Source organism: Streptomyces sp. NPDC005070, from assembly GCF_053600395.1.
The window spans coordinates 1-25,034 of record NZ_JBSFZS010000031.1 but is presented as its reverse complement, the minus strand read 5'-3'; the positions used below and the strand labels follow the sequence as shown (position 1 = coordinate 25,034).

Here is a 25,034-nt window from a genome sequence, read left to right as displayed (position 1 = left end):
TCACCAGGTGACGGGGAGCTCGATCGGGCCCTGGGCGTCGTGGCCGGCCTTGATGGGCACCTGGTCCAGGGGTACGGCCAGCCGCAGGCCCGGGATACGGGCGAAGAGCGTGCCGAGGGCGATCTCGAGCTCGACGCGGGCGAGGTTCTGCCCCAGGCACTGATGGATGCCGTGGCCGAAGCCGACGTGGTGACGTGCGGTGCGCCGGGCGTCGAAGACGTCGGGGTCCTCGTACGCCTTGACGTCGCGGTTCATCAGCGTGATGGAGACCAGCACCGCGTCCCCGGCCCTGATGGTCTCGCCGCCGACATCGATGTCCTGCTTCGCCATCCGGACCAGGTAGTCGGAGACGGAGGTGAACCGCAGCAGTTCCTCGACCACTCCCGGGAGCGCACCGGGGTCGCGCAGCAGCACGTCGGCCTGCTCGGGGTGCTGGAGGAGCGTGAGGGCACCGAGGGCGATCGCGTTGACGGTGGTCTCGTGGCCGGCCACCAGCAGGACCAGCGCGATCATGACCACCTCGTTGTGGTCGAGGTCGCCCTCCTCCAACTGGCGTGCGATCAGCTCGTCCAGCAGACCGTCCTCGGGCTCGGCCTGCTTCTTCCCGACCAGGCCGTACAGGTACGTGTAGAGCTCGCCGAACGCCGCGTCGGCCTCCGCCGGCGTCGCGGCGCCCACGAAATTGCGGGAGCACTCCTCGAAGAGGTCGTGGTCACCGTACGGGACGCCGAGGAGCTCGCAGATCGCCATCGAGGGCACGGGGAGCGCGAAGGCCGACACCAGGTCCGCGACCGGCCCCTTCGCCAGCATGTCGTCCAGAAGCCGGTCGACCAGGCTCTGAAGCCTGGGACGGATGGCGTTCATGCGCTTGACGCCGAAGCTGGGGATCAGCATGCGCCGCTGCCGGGCGTGCAGGGGGTCGTCGACGCCGATCAGCGGGAACGCGAGCCCTCCGCGGCCCTCGGTGCGCTGGACGACGACGGGGAATTCCGGGTGCCCCCAGTCGGAGGACAGCCGGGGATCGACGAGCAGGGCCCGTCCCTCGGCATGCCCGGTGATCAGCCACGCCGGCCGGCCGTCGAACAGCGTGACCCGCGTCAGCGGGCTCCCGTCCCGGCACAGCGCGTAGGCCGTCGGCGGCTGGTACGGGCAGGTCCGGTCCTGTGGGAAGGCCGGGGCCTGCGGACCGGTACGGCGGATTTCTGTCTCGGTCATGTCGTGCCTTTCGAACAATCGGCAGTACGGTCGTTCATCGGTGCGTGATGGGCTGTGGGGCACAGGTTTCGGTCCGTCGGCGAGGCCGTGCGCAGTCCGGCAGGCACCCGGCCGACAGGCTCCGGCCCCTTCGTCGGCGAGTGGGCCGCGGGTCGCTGCCGCGGGCTCCTCCACACCGTCGCAGCCGGCCGGTCGGCGGAGTGTTCGGTGACCGGCCGGACGCCGGACACATGCCGGGACACGGAGGACGAACCGTCGCCGCGCTCGGTGACGGCGGCCTCGGTGAACGGGACCGCGCGCCGGGCCGCCCGGGGGCACGGCCGCCGTTGCGGCGGGCCGTGCCGTGCGGCAGGCGGCTTCGGGGCCGTCGGCGCGAGGGCCGTGGCAGGCAAGCACGAGGACCGTGGCAGGCAAGCACGAGGACCGTGGCGGGGGCAGGAAGGTCACGGCGGCACGGGGACCGGCGTGCGAAGTCCCGCCGTCCGGCGGCAGCGCGCCCCGAAGCGGGTCGGCCGCCGTGTCCGGCGGCCTCGGTCGCCCGCGACGCGAGGCGGCGACGCGTGGCGTGATCGGCGCACGCGGTCCGCGTGCGCCGATCTCCCTCTGGAGCGGACCGTGGGTACGCAGGTCACCAGGTGACGGGCAGCTCGTGCACGCCGTAGAAGACCATGTCGCTGCGGAAGCGAAGCTCCTCGACGGGCTTGGCCAGGCGCAGGGTCGGGAAACGGCGGAACAGGGTCTCGAAGACGATCTGCAGCTCGATCCGGGCGAGTTGCTGGCCTATGCACTGGTGTGCGCCGAAGCCGAAGGCCAGATGCGGGGCGGGGCGGCGGGTGATGTCGAAACGCTCCGGCTCCTCCACGAAGGCGGGGTCGAAGTCGGCGGCGAGGACGTGCGCGACGACCTGCTCGCCCTCGGCGATACGCACACCACCGAGATCCACGTCCCGGGTCGCGACGCGCTCGCCGCCGAACTGGCCGATGGTGAGGTAGCGCAGCAGTTCCTCGACCGCGTTGCCGACCAGCGACGGGTCCTCGCGCAGCAGGGCCAGCTGGTCGGGGCGGTCCAGGAGCAGCGCCGCGCCGAGGCCGATCATGCAGGCGGTGGTGTCGTGGGCCGCTATCAGCAGGGTGCCGGCCGCGTTCATGAGGAACATGTCGTCGACGACGCCGTCGGGATCCTCGGTGGCGATCAGCGCCGAGACCAGGTCGTCCCCGGGGGCGGCCCGGCGCTCCTGGACGAGCTGGTAGAGCAGCCCGCCCAGGCGCATGCCGGCGGCCTCGGTGGCGGCGGCGTCCTGGTCGACCCGCATCATCGCCTCGGCGATGTCCTGGAACTCCGCCCGGCGCTCGACCGGGACACCGAACAGGTCGGAGATCACCATGGACGGCACCGGATCGGCGAAGGTCTTCACCAGGTCGACCGGGCCGCCCCGCGCCTCGATGGCGTCGAGGTGCTCGTCGACGATGCGCTGGATGTTCGGCCGGAGCGCCTGCATGCGCCGGACGGTGAACTCCCTGACGAGCAGCTTGCGGTCCGAGGTGTGCTCCGGTTCGTCCTGCCACAGCAGGCTGCCCCGGCCGGGCTTCTGGGTGACGACGCCGTCCCGGGTGTGCAGTGCGTGGGGCACCCGGACACTGAACGAGGGGTCGCGTAACAGGGCGCGCACCTCCTCGTAACCCGTCACCAGCCATGCCTCCTGGCCGCTGGTGAAGGTGGCCCGGGTCACCGGGGCGGCCGCCCGGATGCCGTCGATGCCGTCCGGCGGCAGGAACGGGCAGCTCCGGGCCTTGGGGACGGCGGGCGCGGCGGCGGTGGGCTCGGGCATGACTCTCCTTGCGCTTGGGGAAAGGGGGTTCGTACGGCGGGACGGTCAGGCGGCGGCGAGTTCGAGCGTGGTACCGCCGCGCCGGGGCGCGTTCACGAGAACGGCCATGTTCCCGGAAGGGTGCACGTTGTCGTGCATCATCTGGTGCATGCGCCCGATGTCCTGGAAGCCGTCGCAGACGGACAGACAGGGGTCGAGCATGCCGGCGCCCACGAGGTCGATGACCTCGCGGCACTGGCGGGTGTCGGCGTAGTGCGAGCCCTGGAGGCGCTTGGAGCGCATCCACAGGTGGCGCAGGTCGACGTCTCCGTTGTAGCCGGAGGTGCCGCCGCAGATCACCACCATGCCGGCGTTGTCGCACAGGTACATCGAGGTCGGCAGGGTGTCCTGGCCGCTGTGCTCCAGCACGATCCGCGGGGACCTGCGCTCGCCGAGGATCTCCCAGACCTTCTTGCCGACCCCGCGGGCGCCGCGCAGGAACCGCGCCGACGCCTCGGCGTCCCCGGCATCGGGCAGCCGGCCCCAGTGGTCGAAGTCGCGGCGGTTGACGGTGCCCGCCGCGCCGAGGCGGCGGCAGTACGCGGAGCGGTCCTCGCTGGAGACCACGGCGATCGGGATGCCGCCGGCCAGCCGCACGAGCTGGATGGCCATCGAGCCGAGTCCGCCCGCGCCGCCCCAGATCAGGACGGGGTCGCCGGGGCGGACCGTGTTGCCCTGCCAGCCGAAGAGCTGCCGGTAGGCGGTGGGCCCGGTGAGCAGGAAGGCCGCCGACTCCTCCCACGACAGGCGGGCGGGCTTGGGGTGGCACTGGTATTCGTCGACGCGGCAGAACTGTGCGAAGGAGCCGTAGTTGGTCTCGTACCCCCAGGCCTTGATGCTCTCCGAGACCAGCGGGTCCCTGCCCATCCGGATGTCCGCGGCGGCCTCGTCCCACTGGCCGCTGGTGAGCAGCACGTGGTCACCCACCTCGACGCTGCGGACGCCTTCGCCGACGGCCCACACCACGCCGGAGGCCTCCGAGCCTCCGATGTGGAAGTCCTCGGGCTGGCCCTGGCGCTGCCGCATCCCGATGACGTCGACCGGCTTGCCCAGCGCGGACCACACGTTGTTGTAGTTGATGCCGGCGGCCATCACATAGACCAGCACCTGGCCCCGGTCCACCGCCGGGGTGTCGACGACCTCGGTGCGGAACGCCTGCTTCGGCTCTCCGAAGCGGTTCTGGCGGATCACCGAGGCGTACATCTGCCGCGGGACCTCACCGAGCGGCGGGGTCTCGCCCATCTCGTAGAGAGTCTTCGTCATGTTCTCACTCCCACATCTGCTCTGTCCGGGTCCGGGGTGCTCGCGGTGGTCGCGGGCCGGTCATGCGGTCGTTGCGTCCGGAGGTGCGGCGGGGCCGGAAGCATCGGTGACGACGTCCGCCAGCCAGGAATCCACCGCCGCCGCGGTGGTGCCGGCGTGGTCCTCCAGCATCGAGTAGTGGTTTCCGGTCACTTCGACGGTCGTGTCCACGTGCTCGGGCGGTGCCGCGCGCCCGTCGCCGTCGGCGGCGCCGGCCGGCACGGGCTCGCTCGCCCGTACGAGCAGGGTCGGCGCGGCGATCCGCGGCGCGGCCCAGTCGTCGAACAGGCTCATGTAGCGGCCCATCGCGGTGAGCTGTTCGCCGCCGGACCTCATGAAGTCAAGGCGCTGCGACTGTGCCTGGGCCATCGCGCCCAGCACCTGGTGGTCGAAGGGGACCTGCCGGCTGAAGCTGTCGACCATCACCACGGCCGCCGGCCGTTCGCCCATGGCCTCCAGGTGTGCCGCCACTCCGTGGGCGATCCAGCCGCCCGAGGAGTAGCCGAGCAGGACGACCGGCTTTCCGCCGGCGCACTCCCGTACGGTCTGCGCGTGCAGGCGGAGCACGACGTCCGGATCGGACGGGACCGGCTCACCCTTCTCGTAGCCGGGGTTGACCAGCGCCCACACGTCCAGCCGGTCGCGGAAGGGGGCGGCGAACCGCGCGTACTGGTGCGCCCCGGCCGGTACGACGTACGGGGAGAGGCACATCAGCGCGTAGGGACGGTCGCCTTGTGACAGGCGCACCGGGGCGGGCGGCCGGTCCAGTTCCTCGAGCCGCGCGAACGAGGGCCGGAAGCGGGCCGCCTCCATCAGCATCCCCATGGCCTCGGCGGCCGTCCCGTTCTCGCTGGCGTGCCGGTAGAGCTGGACCAGCATGTCGGCGGGCCGCTCCTCCTCCGCCGCGCCGCTGCCGGCGTCCCGGAACCGTGCCGCCAGGTACCGGGCGAGCCTGGCGGGTGTGGGATGGTCGAAGGCCAGTGCGGCGGGCAGCCGCAGACCGGTCGCTGCGGACAGGCGTCGGCGCAGGTCGATCGCGGTGAGCGAGTCGAAGCCGAGCTCCAGGAAGTGCGCGGTGGGCGGTACCTCCTCGGCCGACGCGTGACCGAGCACCACGGCGCTCTGGGCGCGGATGTGCTCCAGCAGTCGTTCCTCCCGCTCGGCCGGGGCGAGTCCGGCGACCTCGGTCGCCAGCTCCGCTCCGGCGCCGGTCTCCTCGCCGGCGGACCGCTCGGTCTCCATGAGTCGCTGTACGTCGGGCAGGTCGGCCAGCAGCGGGCTGGGCCGTCCCACGGTGAAGGCGGGCAGGAACTTCTCCCAGTCGATCGGGGCGACGACGAGGGCCGCCTCGTCGTGGTCGACGGCCTGGCGCAGGGCGGAGATCGCGAGCTCGGGGGCCATGGTGCCCAGTCCCCGCCGCTCGCCTCGCTCCTGGACCGCGTCGTCGACCATGCCGCCGCCCGCCCACCCGCCCCAGGCGACCGAGGTCGCGGTCAGTCCGCGGGCCCGCCTGCGCAGTGCCAGGGCGTCGAGGAAGGCGTTGGCGCAGGCGTAGGAGGCCTGCCCACCGCTGCCCCAGACGCCGGCACCGGAGGAGAAGAGGACGAACGCGTCCAGCTCACGGCCGTCGAGCAGCTCGTCGAGGTGGACGGCGCCGGCGACCTTGGCGGCCGCGGTCTCGGCGAACTCGTCGAGACCGGCGGCGACCAGCATGGACGACCGTGCCGTGCCGGCGGCGTGCAGCACCGCGGTGAGCGGGTGCCGGGACTCGATACCGGCGAGCAGCCGCGCGACCGCGTCGCGGTCGGCGATGTCGCAGGCGGCGACGGTCACGTCGGCGCCCAGGGCGGTCAGCTCCGCGTGCAGCTCCTGCGCACCGGGGGCGTCGGGCCCGCTCCTGCTGGTGAGCACCAGGTGCTGCGCGCCCGCTCCGGCCAGCCAACGCGCCAGATGCCGGCCCACGCCGCCGGTTCCGCCGGTGACCAGGACGGTGCCGCGAGGCCGCCACGGTGTCGCGGGCTCCGCGTCGGCGGGCCGCGCCCGGACCATGCGCCGGCCGTACACGCCGTCGCCCCGTACGGCGAGCTGGTCCTCGTCGTGCCGGGCCAGCACTCCGGCCAGGCGGCGCAGCGCGTGCTCGTCCAGCTTCTCGGGCAGGTCGACGAGACCGCCCCAGCGCCGGGGCAGTTCCAGTGCGGCGACGACACCCAGGCCCCAGAGCTGTGCCTGGTCGGCGTCGCGCAGCGGGTCGGTGGCTCCGGTGGACACGGCTCCGCGGGTCGCGCACCACAGCGGTGCCTGGACGTCCACGTCGCCCAGCGCCTGCAGCAGGGTGACGGTCGCGGCGAGGCTCGCGGACAACGTCGGGTGGACAGGGTGGCGGCCGGGGGCGAGGCCGAGCATCGAGACGACACCGGCGGGCTGTTCGCCGCCGAGTTCCTCGGCGAGCCGCTGCGCGGCCCGGTCGCGGTCGCAGTCGACGGGGAGTTCGACGACCCGCACCTTGGCGCCATGGGCACCGAGCACGCCGACGACACAGGGCGCCCACTGCTCGTCCGCCAGCCCGGCGGGCAGGACGGCGAGCCACAGGCCGTCCAGGCCGGGGGCCGGGTGGTCGGTCAGCCGCCGGAAGGAGACGCGGTAGCGCCAGCCGTCCACCGTGGACTTCTCACGGCTGCGCCGACGCCACGCGGACAGGACCGGCAGCGCCGGGCCGACGAGGGCGGCGTCGTCCGCCCCGAGTTCCTCGGCGAGCCCGGACAGGTCCGAGTTCTCCACCAGCTCCCAGAACCCGGCCTCGACCGGATCGGCGCCCTCGGGCACCGGGTCGGCGCTCTCCAGCCAGTACCGCTGCCGTTGGAACGCGTACGTCGGCAGGTCCACGTGCCGTGGCGGACGCCCGGCGAAGGGGACCGTCAGGTCCACGTGCACGCCGCTCACGTGCAGTTCGGACACGGAGCGCAGGAAGCGGTCCATGCCGCCCTGGCCCCTGCGCAGCGAGGCACCGGTCACGGCGGCGGCACCGGCCTCCTCCGCGATCTCCTGCACCGCGTCGGCCAGCAGCGGGTGCGGGCTGCACTCGACGAACACCCCGTGCCCGTCGGCGAGCAGCGTCCGTACGGTCCGCTCGAACTCCACCGTGTGCCGGACGTTGCGGTACCAGTACTCGGCGTCGAGGGCGGTGGTGTCCAGCACGGTGCCGGTCACCGCGGAGTAGAAGGGGATGTCCGCCGCGCCCGGCGCGACCGGGGCCAGCAGGTCGAGCAGTTCCGGGCGCAGGCTCTCGACCTGGGCGGAGTGCCCGGCGCCGGTGGCGCCGCGGACCTTGCGCACGCGCACGCCCTCGGCTTCGAGTTCCGCCAGGAGTTCGTCGACCGCGTCGGGGTCTCCGGAGACGGTCAGCGCGGCGGGCCCGTTCACGGCGGCGACCGACAGCCGGTCCCCGTACTTCTCCAGCCTCGCGCGCACCCGGTCGGCGGGCATGGCGACCGCGAGCATCGCGCCCTTGCCGATGAGCCTGGTCAGCGAGCGGCTGCGCAGGGCCACGATCCGGGCGGCGTCGTCCAGGGTCAGCGCGCCCGCGACGTACGCGGCGGCGACCTCGCCCTGCGAGTGGCCGACGACGGCGGCGGGCGTCACACCGTGGGAGCGCCACAGGGCGGCCAGCGACACCATGACGGTGAACAGCGCGGGCTGGGCGACCTCCACCTCGGCCACGTCCGGTGCGTCGGGCTCGGCGCGCAGGACGTCGAGCAGCGGCCAGTCGAGGTAGGGGGCGAACGCCTCGGCGCAGGCCTTGGCCTGCTCGGCGAAGACCGGGGAAGTGTCCAGTAGTTCGCGGGCCATCCCGGTCCACTGCGAGCCGTGGCCGGGGAAGATGAAGGCGACCTTGCCGGAGGCCGCGGCGGTGCCCTGGACCACGGTGTCCGCGGGTTCGCCGTCGGCGAGCGCCGCGAGTCCGGCCCGCAGCCCGTGCCGGTCACGGCCGACGACCACGGCCCGCTGCTCCAGCTGCGTCCGCGTGGTGACGAGGGCGCGGCCGACGTCGGGCAGCGAGAGCCCTTCGGCGCGGTCGAGGTGGGTCAGGAGCCGGCGGGCCTGCTCGCGCAGGGACCGGACGGACTTCGCGGACAGCGCCCACGGGAGCACGTCCAGGGGCCGGGCGGCGGTCGCGTCCTGCGCCGCGGAGGCCTGCTCACCGTCGGTGGCGGGCACGGTCCGCGGGGCCGGCTCCCCCTCGGCGACGGGATCGGCCGTCGGTGCCTGCTCGATGACGGTGTGCACGTTGGTGCCGCTCATCCCGAACGAGGAGACGGCCGCACGCCGTGGCCTGTCCCGGTCGGGCCAGGCGGTCTGCTCGGTGAGCAGGCGCACGTTCCCGTCGGCCCAGTCGACGTCCGGGGTCGGCTCGTCGACGTGCAGCGTCCGCGGCAGGATGCCGCTACGGATGGCCATCACCATCTTGATGACGCCGCCGACGCCCGCGGCCGCCTGCGTGTGGCCGATGTTGGACTTCAGCGAGCCCAGCCACAGCGGCCGGTCGGCACTGCGCCCGTTGCCGTACGTGGCGAGCAGCGCCCGCGCCTCGATCGGGTCGCCGAGCCGGGTTCCGGTGCCGTGGGCCTCCACGACGTCCACTCCGTCCGGGGCGAGCCGGGCATTGGCCAGCGCCTGCCGGATGACCTGTTGCTGGGCCCTGCCGCTGGGCGCGGTCAGGCCGTTGGAGGCGCCGTCCTGGTTGACCGCGCTGCCCCGTACGACGGCGAGGACCTCGTGTCCGTTGCGGCGGGCGTCGGACAGCCGCTCGACCAGGACCAGGCCCACGCCCTCGGCGAAGCCGGTGCCGTCGGCGGACGAGGAGAACGCCTTGCAGCGGCCGTCGGCGGACAGCGCGCGCTGCCGGCTCGACATCGTGAACGCGGACGGTCCGGCCATCACCATCACGCCGCCGGCCAGCGCCATGGAGCACTCGCCGCCCCGCAGCGCCTGTACGGCGAGATGGAGAGCGGTCAGTGAGGACGAGCACGCGGTGTCGACGGTGACCGACGGCCCCCGCAGGCCGAAGGTGTAGGAGAGTCGGCCGGAGATCACACTGGCCGCGTTGCCACTGGAAAGGTAGCCCTCCACACCGTCGGGCACCTTGAGCGGGCGACCGGTGTAGTCCTGGTAGCCGGAGCCGACGAAGACACCCGTGTCGGTTGAGCGCATCGTGTGGGGGGCGATCCCGGCGCGCTCGAAGGCCTCCCAGGCGGTCTCCAGCAACAGGCGCTGCTGCGGGTCCATGGCGACGGCCTCACGGGGGCTGATTCCGAAGACGGCGGGGTCGAACTCGTCCGCGTCGTGCAGGAATCCGCCCTGGGTGGTGTACGTGGTACCTGGGTGATCGGGGTCCGGGTGGTAGAGCGCCTCGACGTCCCAGCCGCGGTTGCCGGGGAAGCGGGAGATCGCGTCGCGGCCGGAGGCGACCAGCTCCCACAGGTCCTCGGGCGAACGCACGCCGCCGGGGTAGCGGCAGGCCATCCCGACGATGGCGATCGGCTCGGCCGGCACCGCGGTTACCGGCGCGGCCGTGGCCGCCACGTCGTGTCCGCCGGTGAGTTCGGTGAGCAGGCGGGCGGCGAGGTCCGCGGCCGTGGGGTGGTCGAAGACCAGCGTCGTGGGAAGGGCGAGGCCGGTGACCTCGTTGACGCGGTTGCGGAGTTCCACCGCGGTCAGGGAGTCGAAGCCGAGGTCCCGGAAGGGCCGGTCGGCCTCGACGGCGGCCACTGTGCGGTGGCCGAGGACGGCGGCGGCGTGCGTGCGTACGAGGTCCACGAGGGCGCGTGCGCGGTCTTCGTGCGACAGCCCGGCCATGCTCTCGGCGAGCGCCCCGGAGCCGTGGCCCGCTCGGGGGGCGTCCTCCGCGAGCGTCGCGCGCACCTCGGGGAGGTCGCCGAGCAGCGGGCTGGGCCGGCCGAGGGTGAACGGCACGATGAATTGCGGCCAGTTCACGTCGGCCACGGTCAGCAGGGTCTCGTCGCGGTCGAGCGCGCTTTGCAGGGCGGTGATCGCCGATGCGGGGGTCATCGCGCGGAGGCCGCGGCGGCGCAGCCGCTCCTCGTCGTCGCCGTCCTCGACCATGCCGCCGTCGGCCCAGGGGCCCCAGGAGACGGCGGTCGCGGTGCGGCCGCGGTCACGGCGCTGCCGGGCGAGAGCGTCGAGGAAGGCGTTGCCGGCGGCGTAGGCGGCCTGGCCGCCGCTGCCCCAGACGCCGGAGACGGAGGAAAAGAGGACGAAGGCGTCGAGCTCCTGGTCGCCCAGCAGCTCGTCCAGGTGCGCCGCGCCGCCGGTCTTGGCGGCGAGCGCGGCGGCGAAGGCGGCCGGGGTGGTGGCGTCCACGGTGCCGCCGTCGGCGACTCCGGCGGCGTGTACGACGGCGGTGAAGGAGTGCTCGGCGAGCAGGGCCGCCACGGCGTCGCGGTCGGCCATGTCGCAGGCGGCGAGTGTGACGCGGGTGCCGAGGGCTTCCAGCTCGTCCCGCAGGGCGGCGGCGCCCGGGGCGTTCGCCCCCCGGCGGCCGGCGAGGACGAGGTGTTCGGCGCCGTCGCGCGCCAGCCAGCGGGCGACGTGGCCGCCCAGTGCGCCCGTACCGCCGGTGATGAGGACGGTGCCGTGGGGCTGCCAGCGACGGGTGGCGGCGCGTGCCGGTGCGTGGGCGAGCCGCCGGGCGAAGACGCCGGAGGCGCGGACGGCGAGCTGGTCCTCCGCCCACCGGCCCGTCAGCGCCTGTCCCAGCACGTCGGCCAGGCGTGCGGCGGCCTGGTCGTCGACGGACTCCGGCAGGTCGATCAGGCCGCCCCAGCGCCGGGGCAGCTCCAGGGCGACGGTGCGGCCCAGGCCCCAGACCTGGGCGTGCCGGGCGTCGCGTAACGCGTCGGAGCCGCTCACGGCCACCGCTCCCGAGGTGAGGCACCACAACGGGGCGTCGACGCCCGCGTCGCCCAGGGCCTGGACGAGCAGCAGGGTGGGCAGCACGGGGTCGCCGGTGACGAACAGGGACAGCACGCCGTCGACCGGCCCGATCCCGGCCAGCTCCCCGGCCAGGGCGGCGCGGTCGCTCTCCGCGCCGACGACCAGCGTCTGCATGGTGGCGCCGCGGGCGGTGAGCGCGGTGCGGACCGCGGCGGTCTGCTCGTTCTCCTCCTCCGGCACGGCGAACAGCCAGGTTCCGCCGGTGCCGGCCGGAGCGGGCTCGCCCAGGCGCTTCCACGACTCGCGGTAGCGCCGGTCGTCGACGGCGGACTGCTCCTTGCGCTGCCGCCGCCAGGACGACAGCCTCGGCAGTACGTCACCGAACGCGTCCCCCGCCCCGATGCCCAGGGACTCGGCGAGCGCCGGCAGGTCCCCGCGCTCCACGTTCTCCCAGAACTCCGCGTCCACCGGGTCCACGACGGAGGCGGCCTTGTCCGGGGCGTCGACCCAGTACCGCTCGTGCTGGAAGGCGTAGGTCGGCAGATCGGTCCTGCGCGCACCGGCGAAGAACGCGTTCCAGTCCACGGACACGCCGTGCGTGTGCAGGTGGGCCAGGGACGTCACGAGCGCCTGCCGCTCGGAGCGGTCACCGCGCAGCACGGGCACGGTGACCGCCTCGTCCACGCAGGCCTGCGTCAGGGCGCCGAGGACTCCGCCGGGGCCGATCTCGACGAACGTGGTCACCCCCAGGCCGTGCAGGGTCCCGACGCCGTCGGCGAAGCGGACGGCCTCACGGACGTGCCGGACCCAGTACTCGGGGCTGTACGACTCGACGAGCCGGCCCGTCAGGTTGGAGACGACGGGAAGTCGGGGCTTCTCGAAGGCCAGGCCACGAACGACCCGCGCGAACTCTTCCAGCATCGGGTCCATCAGCGGCGAGTGGAACGCGTGACTGACCTTCAACCGGGACGTCTTGCGGCCCTGCCGGGCGAACACCTCGGCAATCTCCAGCACGGCGTCCTCGGCACCGGAAACCACCACCGACGAGGGGCCGTTGACCGCGGCGATGCCCACCCCGCCGGTGAGGTGCGGCAGTACCTCCTCCTCGCCGGCCTGGACCGCCACCATCGCGCCGCCGGTGGGCAGGGCCTGCATCAGCGCGGCACGCGCGGACACCAGCTTCGCCGCGTCGTCGAGGGACAACGCACCGGCCACGTGCGCGGCGGCGATCTCGCCCACGGAGTGGCCCATGACGAAGTCGGGCCGGACGCCCAAGGATTCAAGGAGCCGGAACAGGGCCACCTCGACCGCGAAGAGGGCGGGCTGGGCGCACCCGGTCCGGTGAAGCGTCTCGGCATCGACGTCGACCGGGGCGTCCAGGTGCGCGCACACCTCGTCGTAGGCCGCGGCGAAGGCGGGGAACGCCGCGTACAGCTCACGCCCCATGCCCAGACGCTGCGAGCCCTGACCGGAGAAGAGGAAGCCGGTCTTGCCGCCGGCCGGGCGCCCCGGCAGCACATGGGACGACGGGGTCCCAGCCGCCAGGTCCGCCAGCCCGAGAAGCAGTTCCTCACGGTTCTCCCCCACGACCGCGGCCCGGTGGCGCATGGCCGCGCGGGTCGTGGCCAGCGACAGCCCGACGTCCCGCGGCCGGACCTCGCCCCGTACGAAAGGCAGCAGCCGGGCCGCCTGGTCCCGCAGCGCCGCATCGCTCCTGGCGGAGAGCACCCAAGCCAGGGGGCCGTCGGCGAGCGCTCCTGCGGGCTCCTCGTCCCGGACCGGCGGGGCCTGTTCGATGATGGTGTGGGCGTTGGTGCCGCTGACACCGAAGGACGAGATCGCGGCCCGGCGCGGGTGATCGGTCTCCGGCCACTCCACGGCCTCGGTCAGCAGCCGGACGTCACCGGCGGACCAGTCCACGTGCGGCGTCGGCTCATCAGCGTGCAGGGTCCGCGGCAGGATGCCGTGGCGCATCGCCATGACCATCTTGATGATGCCGCCGACGCCCGCCGCAGCCTGCGCGTGACCGATGTTGGACTTCAGCGAACCCAGCCACAGCGGCCGACCCTCCGGCCGCTCCCGGCCGTACGTGGCGAGCAGCGCCTGCGCCTCGATCGGGTCACCCAGCCGCGTCCCCGTACCGTGCGCCTCCACCGCGTCGATCTGAGCGGGAGACAGGCCGGCCGACACCAGGGCCTGGCGGATCACCCGCTGCTGCGCCGGACCGTTCGGCGCCGTCAGGCCGTTGGACGCACCGTCCTGGTTCACGGCACTGCCCCGCACCACCGCCAGCACCCGGTGCTCGTTGCGCACGGCGTCGGACAGCCGCTCCACCAGGAGCATGCCGACGCCCTCCGCCCAGCCGGTGCCGTCGGCCCCGGCACCGAACGCCTTGCACCGTCCGTCGGGGGCCAGCCCGCGCTGCCGGCTGAACTCCACGAACGCGGTGGGGGTGGTCATCACCTGCACACCGCCGGCCAGCGCCATGGAGCACTCGCCGCCGCGCAGCGCCTGGACCGCCCAGTGCAGCGCCACCAGCGACGACGAACACGCCGTGTCTACCGTGACCGCCGGACCCTCCAGGCCGAAGGTGTAGGCGATGCGGCCGGACATCACGCTGGCCGAGTTGCCGGTCCCCAGATGGCCGTCGGACTCGCCGCCCACCCCGACCAGAAGGTTGACATAGTCCTGGTAGCCGGAGCCGACGAAGACTCCGGTACGGCTGCCGCGCACCGACTCCGCGTCGATGCCCGCCCGCTCGAACGTCTCCCACGTGGTCTCCAGCAACAGCCGCTGCTGCGGATCCATCGCCACGGCCTCACGCGGGCTGATCCCGAAGAACCCCGGATCGAACTCCCCCGCCCCGTACAGGAATCCACCGCGGCGCGCGTACGTCTTCCCCGTCGCCTCCGGGTCCGGGTCGTAGATGCCCTCCACGTCCCAGCCCCGATCCGCCGGGAACTCGCCGACCGCGTCACCACCGGAGACCACCAACTGCCACAGGTCCTCCGGCGAACGCACCCCGCCCGGATACCGGCACGCCATACCGACGATGGCGATGGGTTCCGCGTCCTTCTCCTCGACCTCGCGAAGACGCTCCCGGACCTGACGAAGGTCTCCGGTGACGCGCTTGAGATAATCGAGAAGCCTGTCTTCGTTGCTGCTCATCCGCCTCATCCGTCCTCGGCTGTCGTTAAAGGTAGGGCGGCAAGAACTAGGAATTTTCTAGATCTTGATCGATCAGATCGAAGATGTCGTCGATCGTCGCGTCCTGGAGCTGTCGCTGCGCATCGGCTGATTCCGCGCCTTGCTCTCCGGCGGAATTCACCAGGGACAGCAGTTCCTGCAGTCGCCTCCGCACCCCCGACCGGACCGTGTCCTCGGCCGAGGCGGCCGTCGAGATCACCGACTCCAACCGGTCGAGCTCGCTGAAGACCGACACCTTCTCGGGGCCCGTCTTGCCGCCGAGTTCGCTCCGCAGGTGGCGGGCGATCGCCTCGGGCGTCGGGTGGTCGAAGACCAGCGTCGCGGGCAGGGTCAGGCCGGTGTCGGCAGTGAGCAGGTTGCGCAGCTCCACCGCGGTCAGGGAGTCGAAGCCGAGGTCCCGGAACGCCAGGTCCGGTTCCACCGCCGCGGAGCCGCTGTGGCCGAGTACGGCCGCCGCGTGCGCGCACACCGTGTCCACGAGCAGGCGTTGCTGTTCGCCTTCGGACAGCGTGGACAGCTTCGCGGTGAGCGCGGACGGCTCGGCGGCCTGCTCGGCATGCTCCTCCGCGAGGGCGTCCCTGACCTCGGGCAGGTCGCTCAGCAGCGCGCTCGGCCTGCTGACGGTGAACGGGACGACGAACCGCTCCCAGTCCACGTCGGCCACCGTGACCATGCCGTCTCCGCCGCTCAGCGCACCGTGCAGCGCGGAGATCGCCCGGTCCGGCCGCAGCACGGTCAGACCGCGCTGCCGCAGCCGCTCCTCGTCCCCGGCGTCGGCGACCATGCCGCCCTCGCCCCACGGACCCCAGGCGATCGCGGTCGCGGCGAGGCCCCTGGCCCGCCGGTGCTGCGCCAGGCCGTCGAGGAAGGCGTTCGCGGCCGAGTACGCGGCCTGCCCGCCGCCTCCCCACACACCGGAGATGGAGGAGAAGAGGACGAAGGCGTCCAGTACCTGATCGCCGAGCAGTTCGTGGAGGTGCACGGCCCCGAGAGCCTTCGCGGCGACCGTCGCCGCGAAGTCGCCCAGGTTCGTCTCGGCGAGCATGCCCGGCTCGGCGGCGCCGGCCGTGTGGACGACGGCGTCCACCGGGTGCTCGGCGAGCAGCACGGCCAGCGCCTCGCGGTCGGCGACGTCGCAGGCGGCGACGGTCACGCGCGCTCCCGCCTCCTCCAGCTCGGCCTTGAGGCCGGCGGCGCCGGGGGCGTCGAGGCCGCGGCGGCCGGCGAGCACCAGGTGTTCGGCACCTGCACCGGCGAGCCAGCGGGCGACGTGCCCGCCCAGCGCACCCGTACCACCGGTGACCAGCACCGTGCCGCGCGGCGACCACGAACGGTCGCTCCGGGCTGCGGGCAGACGCGACAGGCGCCGCGCGAACACCCCGCGGTCGCGGATCGCGACCTGGTCCTCGGCCGACTGGCCGAGCACCGCGGCGAGGCGGTCGGCGACCCGGTCGTCGACCGTGTCCGGGAGGTCGATCAGACCGCCCCAGCGCCGCGCGTGCTCCAGCGCCGCCACCCGGCCCAGACCCCAGACCTGGGACTGGTACGGGTCCGCCACCTCGTCGGCGGGGCTCACGCCCACCGCGTTCCGGGTCGCGCACCACAGCGGGGCGCCGATGCCCGTGTCGCCCAGGGCCTGGACGAGCAGGACGGACAGCGTGACGCCGACGGGCAACGCCGCGGCCTGCGGGGCGGTCTCGCCGTCGACGGCGAGCAGTGACAGGACGCCCGCCACCGTCTCGTCACCGGCCGCGCGGGTGAGCTGCGCGGTCAGGTCCTCACGGCCGCCGGCCGGCTCGACCGGGACCGGCAGCGGGGCCAGGCCCCGCTCGGCCAGCGCACGGAGGCAGGCGGCGACCCAGTCGTCGCCGAGTTGCGCGGCGCTGACCGGAACCAGCCATATGCCGTTTCGGGCAGAATCCTCCGTGGGGGGGTCGGGTATCGCTTTCCAGGTGACGCCGTAGCGCCAGCCGTCCACGATGGACTGCTCCTTGCGCTGCCGCCGCCACGACGACAGCCTCGGCAACACATCGCCGAACGCCTCCCCTGCCCCGATGTCGAGCGTCTCGGCGAGGGACTGCAGGTCCTCGCGCTCGACGCTCTCCCAGAACTCCGCGTCCACCGGGTCCATCGCGGCGGCGGCAGTGGTTTCCGGGGCGTCGACCCAGTACCGCTCGTGCTGGAAGGCGTAGGTGGGCAGGTCGGTCTTCCGCGCACCGGCGAAGAACGAGCTCCAGTCCACGGACACGCCGTGCACGTGCAGTTCGGCGAGCGCGGTGACGACGGCCTGCCGCTCGGGGCGGTCCGCTCGGAGTACGGGGATCGTGACGATCTCGTCCGCACAGGCCTGTGCCATGCCGCTCAGGACACCGCCCGGACCGATCTCCACGAACGTGGTCACGCCCAGGTCGCCGAGGGTCTCGATGCCGTCAGCGAAACGCACCGCCTCGCGCACGTGCCGAACCCAGTACTCGGGCGTGTACGACTCGGCCAGACGCCCGGTGAGGTTCGAGACCACAGGGATCCGCGGCTCACTGAACGTCAGACCGCTGACGACCTCGGCGAACTCCTCCAGCATCGGGTCCATCAACGGCGAGTGGAACGCGTGACTGACCTTCAACCGGGAGGTTTTGCGGCCCTGTCGGGCGAAAAACTCGGCGATCTCCAGCACGCCGTACTCGGCACCGGAGACCACGACGGACTCCGGCCCGTTGACCGCCGCGATACCAACGCCGTCGCTCAAATGCGGCAGCACCTCGTCCTCGGCCGCCTGCACCGCAACCATCGCACCACCGGCAGGCAGCGCCTGCATCAACGCGGCCCGCGCCGACACCAACCTCACGGCATCGTCCAACGACAGCACCCCGGCCACATGCGCCGCCGCGATCTCACCCACCGAATGACCAGCCACATAATCCGGCCGCACACCCCACGATTCGAGGAGCCGGAACAGCGCCACCTCCACCGCGAAAAGCGCGGGCTGAGCGCACCCCGTCTGATGCAAAGCCTCGGCCTCGACATCGACCGGCACATCCAGACGCGCGCACACCGCGTCGTACGCATCGGCGAAGACAGGGAAAGCCTCGTACAACTCACGCCCCATGCCCAGGCGTTGCGAACCCTGACCCGAGAACAGAAAGCCGACCTTGCCTCCCGGCCGCCCCCGGACGACTCCGGGCGACGGCGTTCCGGCTGCCAGTCGTTCCAGTCCGCGGCGGAAGTCGTCACAGCTCTCACCGATGACGGCCGCCCTGTGGCGCAGAGTGCTCCGGGTGGTGGCCAGCGAGAAGCCGACATCGGCCGGTGACGTGCCGTCCTCCACGAAGTCCAGCAGCCGTCGTGCCTGGTCGCGCAGAGCATCGCGGGTCTTGGCGGAGAGCAGCCACGGCAGGAGTGCGCCGGAGTCGGGGGTGGGAGGCAACTCCGCCGTGGCGGGGGCCTGTTCGATGATGGTGTGGGCGTTGGTGCCGCTGACGCCGAAGGACGAGATCGCGGCCCGGCGCGGGCGGTCCGTCTCCGGCCAGTCGACGGCCTCGGTCAGCAGCCGGACATCACCGGCCGACCAGTCCACATGCGGCGTGGGTTCGTCGACGTGCAGGGTCCGCGGGAGCACTCCGTGCCGCATCGCCATGACCATCTTGATCACACCGGCGACACCCGCCGCGGCCTGCGTGTGACCGATGTTGGACTTCAACGAGCCCAGCAGGAGCGGCCGTTCACGCTCCTGCCCATAGGTCGCAAGGAGCGCCTGCGCCTCGATCGGGTCACCCAGCGTCGTGCCCGTACCGTGCGCCTCCACCGCGTCCACGTCAGCGGTGATGAGGCCCGCGGAGGTGAGTGCCTGCCGGATCACCCGCTGCTGCGCGGGGCCGTTGGGCGCGGTCAGACCGTTGGACGCGCCGTCCTGGTTCACGGCGCTGCCCCGTACCACCGCCAGGACCTCGTGGCCGTTGCGCTCCGCGTCGGTCAGCCGCTCCACCAGCAGCATGCCGACGCCCTCGCCCCAGCCCGTGCCGTCGGCACCGGCACCGAACGCCTTGCACCGTCCGTCGGGCGACAACCCGCGCTGCCGACTGAACTCCACAAAGGCACGCGGGGTGGACATGACCATCACGCCGCCGGCCAGCGCCATGGAGCACTCGCCGTTGCGCAGCGCCTGGACCGCCCAGTGCAGCGCCACGAGCGACGATGAGCACGCCGTGTCGACGGTGACCGCCGGACCCTCCAGGCCGAGGGTGTAGGCGATACGGCCGGACATGATGCTCGCCGAGTTGCCCGTGCCGAAGAAGCCCTCGGAATCGTCGATCGCGTTGAAGGCCTGGGCGGCGTAGTCCTGGTAGCCGGAGCCGACGAAGACCCCGGTACGGCTGCCGCGCACCGACTCCGCGTCGATGCCCGCCCGCTCGAACGTCTCCCACGTGGTCTCCAGCAACAGCCGCTGCTGCGGATCCATCGCCACGGCCTCACGCGGGCTGATCCCGAAGAACCCCGGATCGAACTCCCCAGCCTCGTACAGGAATCCACCGCGGCGCGTGTACGTCTTGCCGGACACGTCCGGGTCCGGGTCGTAGATGCCCTCCACGTCCCAGCCCCGGTCCGCCGGGAACTCGCCGACGGCGTCACCACCGGAGACCACCAACTGCCACAGGTCCTCGGGCGAACGGACCCCGCCCGGATACCGGCACGCCATACCGACGATCGCGATGGGATCGTCGTCCTCGGCGGCCGCGGCGGCCGGTTCTGGTGCGGCCGCGATGGTGAGGCCGGTGAGCTCGGTGCGCAACTGCCGGGCGAGTGCCCGGGCGTTGGGGTGGTCGAAGACCAGCGTGGGCGGCAGTGCGAGCCCGCTCTCGGCATTGATCTTGTTGCGCAGTTCGACGGCGGTCAGGGAGTCGAAGCCGAGGTCCTTGAAGGCCCGGTCGGCCTCGACCTCGCCGGCGTTGTTGTGCCCGAGGACGGCCGCCGCGTGTGCGCGGACGAGGTCGACCAGCAGCGCGTGCTGCTCGGTCTCGGGCAGCCCGGTGAGGCGGTCGGCCAGGGGGGAGGCGGCGGCCGGGCCGGGCTCGCCGGCGGTGCTGCCCGCGGTGAGGATCCGCTCGGCCTCCGGGAGGTCGCCGAGCAGGGCACTCGGGCGGGCCATGGTGAACGGGGGCAGGAACCGCTCCCAGTCGACGTCGGCCACTGTGGCGGTCGCCTCGCCGGAGTCCAGCGCCTGCCGGAGGCCTGCCACGGCGAGCGTGGCGGGCATCGGAATCAGGCCGCGGCGGCGCAGTCGTTCGTCCGCGCCGTCGGCCTCGGCCATGCCGCCGCCGGCCCACGGGCCCCAGGCCACGGAGGTCGCCGGCAGGCCTTGGGCCCGGCGGCGTTCGGCGAGTCCGTCGAGCAGGGCGTTGGCCGCCGCGTAGGCGGCTTGGTGGCCGCTGCCCCACACGCCGGCGATGGACGAGAAGAGGACGAAGGCGTCGAGTTCCCGGTCGGCGAGGAGCGCGTCGAGGTGCAGGGCGCCGGCTGTCTTGGCGGACAGCACGTCGGCGAAGGAGCCCGGTGTCATGGCCTCCAGTGGCTCCAGGCGGTCCACGCCCGCCGTGTGGACGACGGCGTCCACCGGGTGCTCGGCGAGCAGCACGGCGAGCGCCTCACGGTCGGCGACGTCGCACGCGGCGACGGTGACACGGACACCGGTCGCCTCCAGCTCCGCGAGGAGACCGGCCGCGCCCGGCGCGTCGAGGCCGCGGCGGCCGGCGAGCACCAGGTGTTCGGCACCGGCGCCGGCGAGCCAGCGGGCGACGTGGCCGCCCAGCGCACCCGTACCACCGGTGATCAGCACCGTGCCGCGCGGCGACCACCGCTGCCCGGCCCGGGTGTTCCCGCGGGCTGCGGTGTGGGACAGCCGGCGGCCGAACACGCCGCGGGCGCGGATCGCGATCTGGTCCTCGGCCGACTGGTCCCCCGCCGACTGTTCCTCTGCCGACCGGCCGAGCACCGCTGCGAGGCGGTCGGCGACCCGGTCGTCGACCGTGTCCGGGAGGTCGATCAGACCACCCCAGCGCCGCGCGTGCTCCAGCGCCGCCACCCGGCCCAGACCCCAGACGGCGTTCTGCGTGGCGCTCGGCACCGTGTCCGCGCGACCGGTGGACATGGCGGACCTCGTCAGCGCCCACAGCGGGGCGTCGATGCCCGCGTCGCCCAGGGCCTGGACGAGCGCGAGGGACAGCGCGGTGCCGACGGAGAGAGCCGTGTGTCCGGTGTGGGGCCGCTCGTCGGTGCCGAGCAGGGAGATCACTCCGTCGACCGAGGTCTCCCGGACCGCGTCGCCGAGCTGCCGCAGCAGTGCGCCGCGGTCGGCGGCCGGGTCGACCGCCACCCGGAGCAGCCGGGCCCCGCGGGCGGCGAGCCCGTCGGCGACGGCGTCGGTCCACTCGACAGCCTCGGTGTCCTCGGTGACCAGGAACAGCCAGTCGCCCGGCAGTTCGTGCGCCCGGAGGCCGCTGAGCGGTTTCCAGCCCGTGCGGTAGGACCAGCCTTCCACCGCGGACTCCTGACGCTGCTGTCGGTGCCACGCGGACAGCCGGGGCAGCACCGCGTCCAGTTGCTCGGCGGGCAGGTCGAGGGTGGCGGCGAGAGACTGGCTGTCCTCGCGCTCCACCGTCGCCCAGAACCCGGCCTCCACGACGTCGGTCCCCGCGACGGCGGCGGCCGGGGGCGCGGTGGTCTCCAGCCAGTACCGCTGGTGCTGGAAGGCGTAGGTGGGCAGGTCGGCGCGCCGGGCACCGCGGCCGGCGAAGAACGCCTGCCAGTCGACGGGGACGCCGTGCACATGGAGTTGCGCGAGGGCGCCGGTGATCGCCTCGGGCTCGGGGCTGCCGGACCGTGCGGAGGGAACGGTGACCGCGCCGTCCAGGCAGCCCTGGGCCATGGCGCTCAGCACCGCACCGGGGCCGGTCTCCACGAACGTGGTCACACCCAGCTCGGCCAGGGTCCGGATGCCGTCGGCGAAGCGCACGGCCTCGCGGACGTGCCGGACCCAGTAGTCGGGCGTGTACGCGTCGACGAGCTCACCGGTGAGGTTCGAGACGACCGGTGTCCGGGGTGTCTCGAAACGCAATTCGCCGACGACGCGGGCGAAGTCAGCCAGCACGGGGTCCATCAGCGGCGAGTGGAACGCGTGGCTCACGGTGAGCCGTGAGGTCTTGCGGCCGTCCCGGGCGAAGTGGTCCGCGACGGCGGCTACGGCGTCCTCTGCTCCGGCGACCACGACGGACCGCGGGCCGTTGATCGCCGCGATGCCGACGTCGTCGGTGAGATGCGGCAGCACCTCGTCCTCGGTGGCCTGGACGGCGATCATCGCCCCGCCGGCGGGCAGGGCCTGCATCAACGCGGCACGAGCCGTCACCAGTGCGGCCGCGTCCTCCAGCGACAGGGCACCGGCCACGTGCGCGGCCGCGATCTCGCCCACGGAGTGCCCGGCCAGGAAGTCCGGCCGCACACCCCACGATTCGAGCAGTCGGTGCACGGCGACCTCGTGCGCGAACAGCGCGGGCTGGGTGAAGACGGTGCGGTTCAGCTCCTCGCCGTCCTCGTGACCGTTCTCGCCGAAGGCCACGTCCCGCAGCGGCCGGTCGAGGTGCCGGTCGAGGTGGGCGCACACCTCGTCGTACGCCTCCGCGAAGACCGGGAACGCCTCGTACAGTTCCCGCCCCATGCCGATACGCTGCGAGCCCTGCCCGGAGAACAGGAACCCGACCTGGCCGGCGTCGGCGCGGCCGAGGGCGACGCCGGGAGCGGGCGCCCCCGCGGCCAGGGCCCGTAGGCCCTCGGCAATCCGGCCGCGGTCGGCACCGACCACGGCGGCGCGGTGCTCCAGGGCGGTCCGGGTGGTGGCCAGGGAGAAGCCGACGTCGGTGAGGGACGGTTCGGCGCCGTCGGCGGTGAGGGACAGCAGGCTCTCGGCCTGGGCGCGCAGCGCGGCCTCGGACTTGCCGGACAGGACCCACGGTACGGTCGCCGAGGAGACCTCGACCGGTACGACGGCGACCGGTTCGGCCGGCGGGGCCTGCTCGATGATGGTGTGGGCGTTGGTGCCGCTGACGCCGAAGGACGAGATCGCGGCCCGGCGCGGACGGTCCGACTCAGGCCAGTCCACGGCCTCGGTCAGCAGCCGGACATCACCGGCCGACCAGTCCACGTGCGGCGTCGGCTCATCAGCGTGCAGGGTCCGCGGCAGCATGCCGTGGCGCATCGCCATGACCATCTTGATCACACCGGCCACGCCGGACGCCGCCTGGGCGTGACCGATGTTGGACTTCAACGAGCCCAGCCACAAGGGCCGTTCGCCGTCCCGCCCCTGGCCGTACGTGGCGAGCAGCGCCTGCGCCTCGATCGGGTCACCCAGCCGCGTCCCCGTACCGTGCGCCTCCACCGCGTCGACGTCGGCCTCGGTGAGCCCGGCGGAGGCCAGGGCCTGCCGGATCACCCGCTGCTGCGCGGGGCCGTTCGGCGCGGTCAGCCCGTTGGACGCCCCGTCCTGGTTCACGGCGCTGCCCCGTACCACCGCCAGGACCTCGTGGCCGTTGCGCACGGCGTCGGAGAGACGCTCCACGAGCACCACGCCCACGCCCTCCGCCCAGCCGGTGCCGTCGGCACCCGCACCGAACGCCCTGCAACGGCCGTCGGGCGACAGACCGCGCTGGCGGCTGAACTCCACGAACGCGGCCGGTACGGCCATGACGTTCACCCCGCCCGCGACGGCCATCGTGCTCTCGCCGCCCCGCAGCGACTGGATGGCCAGGTGCAGGGCGACCAGCGACGACGAGCACGCCGTGTCGACGGTGACCGCCGGGCCCTCCAGTCCGAACGAGTAGGCCACGCGCCCGGAGACGACGCTCGCGGCGCTGCCGGTGAGCAGGTGGCCTTCGACGCCTTCCGGGACCTGCTGAAGGCCCGCGCCGTAGCCCTGGTAGGACATGCCGACGAACACGCCGGTGCGGCTGCCCTTCAGGGAGGCCGGGTCGATGCCGGCCCGCTCGAACGCCTCCCACGAGGCCTCCAGCAGCAGTCGCTGCTGGGGGTCCATCGCGAGCGCCTCGCGCGGCGAGATCCCGAACAGCGCGGCGTCGAAGTGGCCCGCGTCGTAGAGGAACCCGCCGTCGCGCGCGTACGTCTTGCCCGGGGTGCCCGGGTCGGGGTCGTAGAGGTCCTCGACGTCCCAGCCACGGTCCTCGGGGAAGCCGGAGATCGCGTCGCCGCCGGACGTCACGAGCTGCCACAGGTCCTCGGGCGAGCCGACGCCGCCGGGAAGGCGGCAGCTCATGGCCACGATCGCGATGGGTTCGTCGCCGACGGCGGCCGTGCGCCGCTCCTGCGGCACGGCGACCTGCGAACCGAGCAGTTCGGCGTGCAGGAACCGGGCCAGGGCCGTGGTGTCGGGGTGGTCGAAGACCAGCGTGGTGGGCAGTTTCAGGCCGGTGGCGGCCATGAGCTTGTTGCGCAGTTCGACGGCGGTGAGCGAGTCGAAGCCGAGGTCGCTGAACGCCCGGCCGGGCTCCACCGCCGCGGCGCCGTCGTGGCCGAGCACGGCGGCCGCGTGCGTGCGGACGAGGTCCACCAGCGTGCGGTCCTGCTCGCCCGCCGACAGCCCGGTCAGCTTCGCGGCGAGCGCGTTGCCGGCTTCGGCGCCGCCGGGGGCCGGCGCCTCCAGGGCGCGGCGCGCCTCGGGCACATCGGAGAACAGGGCGCTGGGGCGGACGACGGTGAACGGGCCGATGAACCGTTCCCATTCGAAGTCCGCGACGGTGCGGGCGGTCTCGCCGTCGGCCAGCGCCTGCTGGAGCGCGGAGACCGCGAGGGCGGGCCGCATGGGCGGCAGGCCACGGCGGCGCAGCATTTCCTCTCCGTCGTCGATGCCGGCCATGCCGCCCTCGGCCCAGCCGCCCCAGGACACGGCGAGCGCGGTGCGCCCGTGTGCCCGCCGGTGCTCGGCGAGGGCGTCCAGGTAGGCGTTGGCCGCCGCGTAGGCGCCCTGACCGGCGCCGCCCCAGATGCCGGCGCCCGAGGAGAACATGACGAACGCGTCGAGCTCCTGACCGGCCAGCAGTTCGTCCAGGTGCGTGGCACCTGCGGCCTTGGCCGCCACCGTGCCGGCTAACCCGGCCGGGTCGGAGTCCTCGATCATGACGTGGTCGCCGACGCCCGCGGCGTGGACGACGGCGTTGACGGGGTGTTCGGCCAGCAGCGCCCGCAGGGCCTCACGGTCGGCCGCGTCACAGGCCACGACGGTCGTGGCCGCGCCGAGCTCCGCCAGCTCCGCGACCAGTTCCGCGGCGCCGGGCGCCGCGGGGCCGCGGCGGCTGGTGAGCACCAGGTGTTCGGCACCGGCACCGGCGAGCCAGCGGGCGACATGCCCGCCCAGCGCACCCGTACCACCGGTGATCAGGACGGTGCCACGCGGCGACCACCCCTGGGCGGGGCCGGTGGCGCGGGCGGCCCTGACGAA

5 protein-coding genes are annotated in these 25,034 nt (G+C 73.4%); all 5 read right to left on the bottom strand.

Going from position 1 to position 25,034, the window contains the following annotated elements:
* On the bottom strand, positions 1-1,215 hold the full coding sequence (locus tag ACWEBX_RS13365) for a cytochrome P450 (protein WP_451884989.1): 1,215 nt from the start codon (positions 1,213-1,215) through the stop codon (positions 1-3).
* A gap of 628 nt (positions 1,216-1,843) precedes the next feature.
* Positions 1,844-3,043 (bottom strand): cytochrome P450, encoded by a 1,200-nt coding sequence (locus ACWEBX_RS13360; RefSeq protein ID WP_451884988.1) that lies wholly within the window; start codon positions 3,041-3,043, stop codon positions 1,844-1,846.
* 45 nt (positions 3,044-3,088) lie between these two features.
* Entirely contained in the window at positions 3,089-4,345 is a 1,257-nt protein-coding gene (gene ccrA, locus ACWEBX_RS13355; RefSeq protein WP_451884987.1) for a crotonyl-CoA carboxylase/reductase, read from the bottom strand.
* 60 nt (positions 4,346-4,405) lie between these two features.
* A complete protein-coding gene (locus ACWEBX_RS13350) occupies positions 4,406-14,503 on the bottom strand; it encodes a type I polyketide synthase (RefSeq protein WP_451884986.1) in 10,098 nt (3,365 codons plus the stop codon).
* 46 nt (positions 14,504-14,549) lie between these two features.
* On the bottom strand, positions 14,550-25,034 hold a 10,485-nt coding region (locus tag ACWEBX_RS13345), incomplete at its 5' end, for a type I polyketide synthase (protein WP_451884985.1).

Bases quoted from the DNA above. Each gene is read 5' to 3' on its own strand.
- ACWEBX_RS13365 (WP_451884989.1), bottom strand. From the start codon at position 1,215: ATGACCGAGACAGAAATCCGCCGTACCGGTCCGCAGGCCCCGGCCTTC.
- ACWEBX_RS13360 (WP_451884988.1), bottom strand. From the start codon at position 3,043: ATGCCCGAGCCCACCGCCGCCGCGCCCGCCGTCCCCAAGGCCCGGAGC.
- ccrA (WP_451884987.1), bottom strand. From the start codon at position 4,345: ATGACGAAGACTCTCTACGAGATGGGCGAGACCCCGCCGCTCGGTGAG.
- ACWEBX_RS13350 (WP_451884986.1), bottom strand. From the start codon at position 14,503: ATGAGCAGCAACGAAGACAGGCTTCTCGATTATCTCAAGCGCGTCACC.